The following is a 6,508-nucleotide window of genomic DNA, read 5'->3' on the forward strand; positions in this document are numbered from 1 at the left end:
GGCATTTTCTTCCGGGGTACGATTCTTTCTAGCCATATGTAAAACCTCCTATGCGGTGCCTCTATTCTACACCACACAGGAGATTTACACAAAACTTGGGATAGTCTCGAAATCCCCATGAAATAAGGCTTTCTGCATACAATGTACCCCACTTTTCAATAAAATAGTTTGAAAAGTGGGGCGCATTCATAATGATCTATGTATGATCAAAAGCCTATCTATTTTTTCTTCGGGACAATCCACCTATCTGAGAATAACCCTGAAGATGCTCATCAAATGCCCAAATTCGCATCATGCCAATCGGCTGTCGATTCTGCCAATAATCATTAAACTGCTCGATGATACTGATGTCACCAAACCCTGTCTGGCCTCGAGCCAGACTAGGGAATTGATGTATAATTTTCTCTAAAGTACACATTGGGATGTCAGGAACCGTATTCCAGTTATCTTCTGATTTTATCGCCTTTTGAACAAGTGATGAAAACAAAACTGCAATTTTATAACGCATATTGCCATCAGAAATGTGCGCTATGTGGTTTCCAGTTTCGACCAACACAGCAACAGGCAAAACAAACGTATCTCCACTGGCAACGAGCTCTTCGTATTCTGCTTTTGCTTGTGCGTGGCGCCCGTTCATATTCGGTATATTTAAAAGTTCAACCAAAACAGAAGTATCAATAAAGTGCACGTTACTCATTTGGACCAGCCTCCATCTCAGGAGAATCAAAATCAAATGGTTTAATTGGCATCGTGTTCTTAATTGCATCAATTAGCTTCTCAGACTCCATTGCACTTCCAATTCCACCAGAAGCTAGCAATCCAGCTTGATTTCGAATGTCAACGTACGGAATTATCTTACTGGATTGAGATTGAGCATCTCTATATACAACTGAAACTCCAAGAATCTTTTCTTTATCCAAACCATTTAACACTGTAACATTATGTGTTGTCATAATGAGATCAATTTTACGTCTTACTGCAATTTGACAAACGGCTTGCATAAGCTTAATAACTCGACTCGGATGAATACCGTTGTCCATTTCTTCAATCGCAATCAAACTGTTTTTAGGCTCGCTCATAACAGCAGCCAAAACCGCAATACACCTTAGCGTACCATCAGATAGGCGTGCTGCATCAATATTTTCTGTGCTCTTTCCATTTTGTTCTTTTTGAACAAGAATTACGTCATTGATTTGCGTTTTGACGAAGCCGATATCCTTAATTTCGTTTTCCGGCAAATCTTTTACCACATTGCAAAAGGAATTCCATTCTTCAGATTGGTTCTCCTTGAGAGAATACAGGACAGCAGATAAGTTGCTACAATTGCGCCGCAATGTGCTGTCTCCCACTCGGCTGTAACCTCGCATCATGGCCGGGATAGGATCAAGAATGAACATCTGTGTAAGACTGTTTTGGACTTTCTGAATTTTCTGAAGAGTGTTCTCATAATTTTCAATGTCTGAAGGTAACCGACTTTGCATTTGGGACAAAACCGACATGCTGCGTATTACACGGCACTCAGGGTTTTTGCCTCTTTTTCCATTTGTGTATTCAACCACGATGTCTCCGCTATCCGCATTTGAGGCAGTAGCTTTAAAAATTACAGACCCATTAATCGCATCTGTCTGAGCATTTTTAACCAAGTAAAGAGATTCTTCCTCAACAGTAATACGGCCTAGTGCCCCAATACGAATACGATAGAGCAAATCATACTTATCGTCCCAATCTATTGTACATCCAAGAAGAAACGAATTGGCGCCAAATCTACAGCACCCTTTAGCTCCGCCACGGATACTCCCCTCGCTATTCTTAGTCCCATCAAAAATCATATTCAAATCTCGGCCAGTTGCTAACTCAGAAAGGATTTGTATTCCTTCAATTGCATTGCTCTTACCTGATGCATTTGATCCAATTAGCGTTGTGATCTGTTCAAGCCATAAAACAGCACGCTCATATCCTTTAAATTTTTCGAAAATGAATGATTTAATCATTTATTGTCCCTCCACTCCAAAGGGGTATAGCGCATTTATGTTAAGTTGTTAATATACTGTCCACTTTTATATAATAACATATGGATTCTATATATACAATCAAAATACACGAGCATAGAAAGAGTTCAATCTTTATGTGCTATATTGCATGTTATCACATTCTTATGCACTGCTATTCTGTTATTTTTCTTCCATCATGCTTTCTTTTTTACAAAGTAGTTATTTCTCAGAATTTTGTAACGTTTTACTTTTGGGAACAACTTACCTGAACGCAATCAGCGAGTGATGGTTCAGTTACAGATTACGGCCTCGGCCTCCTACATTATTCACCTGTTTCCCCACGGGTTATAGTAACGGATATAGCGAAACACCATGCTCTTGACGGTGGCCCGGCTCAGTGCAGTCGTGTCCACCGTCAAGAGCTTTTCCTTCTTCAGCGCGGCAAAGAAACTCTCCATTCTGGCGTTGTCATAACTGCGGCCCGTACCGCTCATGCTCTGCCGAATCCCATGGCGCCGGATCGCAGCGCGAAACAGCTGGCTGGCAAACTGGCTGCCACGGTCGGAGTGCAGGATCAGGCCGCGGATCTCTACGCCACGACAGGCGTTTTCCAATACTTCCACACACACACAATTCTGCCTGCATGTGAGAAACTTCTCAATTGGTTTTTCTGCGGTAAAGTTCCCGTTTGATGATGTTTTCTGACTTTTCTGCCTGATAATCTGCCCTAGTGATACCATTGGGACGACGCTTTCCTTGAATCGTCAGGTGGTGTTCCCGGCAGAGACGATAGAGCCTGCAGCTCCCACCAGTGTAGTTTTTATACAATCTCAGCCATGTAATAATGCGCCGTACACCGTATTTTCCCCCATTTCGGTATTTTCCCGCAGACATTCGTATATCTGTTCCAGCAGCATCTGATCATAGTTTTCCTTTTCGGCCGCCTGAGAAACCGATAATATCCTTGCTCGCTGATGCCCAGCACACGGCATATGGCGGTGACAGTCCAGCAGCTGCAATGTTCCTGGATAAATCGATACTTGCAGTTGGGGTTCACGGTTTGCGGCGCTTGGCAAAAAACGCCTGGAGAATTTCCACGTCCTGCTGCGCCTGCTTCAGTTGCATCCGCAACTGCTCATTTTCTGCCAGCAGATCCGCTTCACTTCGCCCGCCGATATCCTGCTCCAACGCAGCCTGCTGCTGTTTCTTCCGCCCTCGCCAGCCGTAGAGCGTGTCCTCCTGGATTCTAAACCGCCGGGCTGCGGCCCCAGCACCGCCTATTTCTTCTGCCATCTTCAGCGTCTCCCGGCGCTCTTCCTCTGTGTATCTTCGTCCCATGTCGTGCCCTCCTTTGAAATCTTATTTTATCAGATTTCCTTGCATTCCGGGACTCTACTTTTATGATAGCACTCCATGTCATGTGCTTGAGACTTTTACATCAAATGGCAGGTGCCTTCTTGGAAGTTTCGTTCAGATATTTACAGTCAGACTCAGTTATGGTACTTCATCGAGTAAAAAACCATAAACGGATTTAATCCTATCTAATTCTGCTTCGGTTTTGCACTTTTCTTGTAGTCGTTGATATAGGCCCTGTCCTAGATATGGACAAGTATTAGCATCATAATACATCTCGGTGACTACGTCATATATAAATTCAACTAAATCACGTACCTCAGCTAAATGTGCCGAATCAAATACAATGATAGTCAAGTCTTCTTCATTATCATCGTATTTTACATATTGCTCCTTAAATGTACCTGGAATTAATCCAATATGATCTACCATTCCTTGGAGTAAAGGAATAGTATACGCATGAAACAATGTATTGTTTTGTTGCTTTTGAAACATAGTTTTTTTACATGCTTCAATAGTTTTTCTAGCGGATATTCCTGACACATTCGGCAAATGCCATCTGTGCCGTCCTTCCTGTCGATCATACGTCATCGCATCAGTGGGGCTGTCAATTGTGAGCTCGCTTTTTCGGCAGTACCGCTCTAAAACCCGTGTCTCAAAAAGTGACAAAAAATATAGGGAATTTTGTCGATAAAAAACTGGCGACCTTGCTCCGTTGTATAGGAGCAAGGTCGCCAGTTAACATGGTGTCTGCTAAGATAGGCCTTTTATATATCCTGCAATATATCATTCTATCCCCCCGTTTTTGTATCTCTAGCAACTACCGAAATTTTTAGAGGATGAAACCAAAATGTACTAGGGGTATTGAGGTAACAATCTTTCTTCGTCGACTGTGTGCATTTTGACACCGCACACAGTCGACGCTGCTATTTTAGAGTTTTACAGTTCAGCTTATTTTGTATGCGGCAGCTTTGTCATGCTACGCAGGCTGACACCCAGGGTGGACAAATTATGCAGCGTTGCCGAAGTGGCCGGTGCCAGAATACCACTGACGCCCAGGGCGATCAAGCCGCCGTTGAAGCCGATGACAAACCGGTAATTGGAGTGGATGCGGGCCATAAGCGCCATGGCGATGCGCCGCAGTTCAACCAGTTCCCAGAGGGTATCGGCTGCAATGGTAATATCGGCAATCTCCCGGGCCAGCGCCGCACCGTCGCTGATGGCAATGCCTGCATCCGCTTCCGACAGGGCTGGGGAATCGTTGATGCCATCTCCTACCATCAGCACTGTGTGGCCTTCCTGCCGCAGTTGGGCCACAAACTGTGCTTTATCGGCAGGCAGCACCTCGGCCCGGAATTCGTCCACGCCCAGCTGGGCCGCGATGGATGCCGCCGTTCTCTGGCTGTCTCCGGTGAGCATCACCGTTTTGGAGATCCCCATTTTCCGCAAAGCAGCAAGCGCTGAGGCAGCTTCCTCCCGCACCGGGTCGGAAATGCAGATCACCGCAGCCAGCTCACCGCCAACCGCCAGGAACAGATGGGAATACTGCTCCGGCAGGGCGTCAAAGCGTGTCTGATCCTCCAGTGGGATAACACAGCCTTCATCTTCAAAAACAAAATGAGCGCTGCCGATGAGGACCCGTTCGCCATTGACATTACTGACAATACCGTGGGCCACCAGATACTCCACCTTGGAATGGAACTCCTCATGGGTCAGTCCCCGCTGTTTGGCTTCCTCTACCACAGCGTTGGCCATGGAGTGGGGAAAATGCTCTTCCAGGCAAGCCGCCAGCCGCAGCATTTCCGCCTCTTCCCTGCCGCCAAAGGGAATGACCGTTTCCACTCTGGGGCAGGCGTGGGTCAGGGTGCCGGTCTTGTCAAAGACAATCACATCCGCTGCCGCCACGGCTTCCAGGAACTTGCCGCCCTTGACGGTGATATGGGCCTGGCCTGCCTCCCGCATGGCCGACAGCACTGCCAGAGGCATGGCTAGTTTCAGAGCACAGGAGAAATCCACCATCAGCACCGACAGCGCCCTTGCCACATTGCGGGTCAGGACAAAACTTAAAATGCTACCCGCAAAGGTGTACGGCACCAGCTTGTCGGCCAGATTGGCGGCTTTGCTCTCGGCAGCCGACTTCATCTGTTCCGACTACTCGATCATCTGCACGATCTGGTCATAGCGGCTCTGGCCAGTGGCCTGCTTGACCTCCACCACGCACTCGCCTTCCTCTACTACTGTACCGGCGTAGACGGTGCCGCCGGGACGTTTGGGCACAGGGATGGACTCTCCCGTCAGGGATGCCTGATTGACGGTCATTTCGCCCTCCAGGACCACGCCGTCCAGCGGAATGATACCGCCGGCCCGGACCACCACCGTGTCTCCGGGCTGGATTTGGGCCACCGGTACCAGCACTTCGCCCTCCGGTGTGCGCATCCAGACCCGGTCCACATTGAGGGACATGCACCGGGCCAGATCCTCCATGGATTTTTTTCGGGTCCACTCTTCCAGAAGCTCTCCCAGCTCCAGCAGGAACATCACCGCACCAGCCGTTCCGAAGTCTCTGCGGTAGACAGAAATGGAAATGGACAGAGCATCCAACAGCTCTACCTTGATACGGCGGCGAAGCAGGCAGTGCAGTCCGCGACGCACAAAGGGAATCATATGCCACAGGATGCGGGCAACCCGCAGGGGCGCAGGCAGGAACAAGGTACAGGCCGCCTTGACAGCCACCTTGCTCACCAGCTTTTCCTCAAAACTCCGGTTGAGCGCCCGGCTGCTGTGGGCAGGTAGTGTCATGCTGGTCTCCGCCTCTTGCCAGGAGAAGCGACGGATATCCTCCAGCACCGCTTGCCGGTGGCCGGTATAGTACAAAATGGCACAGCAGGTCCGTTCATGGACCGTGACCCGGCTGGCCCATGGCCGGCTTTGGAGCCAGGCTTCCAGCAGATCGGCCTGGGCCATGGTCATCCGTTTCTGCTGCACCCGGATACGGAGCCGTCCGTTGCTCTCATGCAAAATCGTTGCATTCATGGTCCTTCCTCCTTCACGAAGAAAGATTAACTATTAAAAGTCAACCCCAAAAATGAATGGTGGTGGTGAAAAGAGATAGTTCAAGAAAGGTATAGCAAAGCAGAGGTCCGTAGGGACCCCGGCGTAGGCTA

The 6,508-nt window shown here is 48.2% G+C and carries 5 protein-coding genes and 1 pseudogene; all 6 read right to left on the reverse strand.

Features of this window, described 5'->3' with window-relative positions; translation table 11 throughout:
- Positions 1-214: 214 nt before the first annotated feature.
- Positions 215-697: a type II toxin-antitoxin system VapC family toxin gene (locus tag ACTQ33_RS16745; protein ID WP_441465633.1), complete on the reverse strand. Its 483-nt coding sequence runs from the start codon at positions 695-697 to the stop codon at positions 215-217.
- Complete coding sequence (locus ACTQ33_RS16750; RefSeq protein ID WP_441465634.1) at positions 690-1,991, reverse strand: AAA family ATPase; 1,302 nt, start codon at positions 1,989-1,991, stop codon at positions 690-692. The genes ACTQ33_RS16745 and ACTQ33_RS16750 overlap by 8 nt, the downstream gene beginning before the upstream one ends.
- Positions 1,992-2,317: 326 nt before the next feature.
- The gene (locus tag ACTQ33_RS16755) at positions 2,318-2,731 is read right to left on the reverse strand and encodes a transposase (protein ID WP_441465635.1); all 414 of its coding nucleotides are present in this window, start codon (positions 2,729-2,731) and stop codon (positions 2,318-2,320) included.
- Between the two features lie 313 nt (positions 2,732-3,044).
- A complete protein-coding gene (locus tag ACTQ33_RS16760) occupies positions 3,045-3,329 on the reverse strand; it encodes a transposase (protein ID WP_441465636.1) in 285 nt (94 codons plus the stop codon).
- Between the two features lie 156 nt (positions 3,330-3,485).
- Positions 3,486-3,896 carry a hypothetical protein gene (locus ACTQ33_RS16765; RefSeq protein ID WP_441465637.1) on the reverse strand — a complete coding sequence of 137 codons (411 nt, stop codon included), beginning with the start codon at positions 3,894-3,896 and terminating at the stop codon, positions 3,486-3,488.
- Positions 3,897-4,295: 399 nt separating this feature from the next.
- Positions 4,296-6,377, reverse strand: a pseudogene (locus ACTQ33_RS16770) (heavy metal translocating P-type ATPase).
- Positions 6,378-6,508 lie beyond the last annotated feature (131 nt).

The organism is Candidatus Avoscillospira sp. LCP25S3_F1, from assembly GCF_052117125.1.
Lineage (GTDB): Bacteria > Bacillota > Clostridia > Oscillospirales > Oscillospiraceae > Avoscillospira_A.

Bases quoted from the DNA above. Each gene is read 5' to 3' on its own strand.
- ACTQ33_RS16745 (WP_441465633.1), bottom strand. From the start codon at position 697: ATGAGTAACGTGCACTTTATTGATACTTCTGTTTTGGTTGAACTTTTA.
- ACTQ33_RS16755 (WP_441465635.1), bottom strand. From the start codon at position 2,731: ATGGTATCACTAGGGCAGATTATCAGGCAGAAAAGTCAGAAAACATCA.
- ACTQ33_RS16760 (WP_441465636.1), bottom strand. From the start codon at position 3,329: ATGGGACGAAGATACACAGAGGAAGAGCGCCGGGAGACGCTGAAGATG.
- ACTQ33_RS16750 (WP_441465634.1), bottom strand. From the start codon at position 1,991: ATGATTAAATCATTCATTTTCGAAAAATTTAAAGGATATGAGCGTGCT.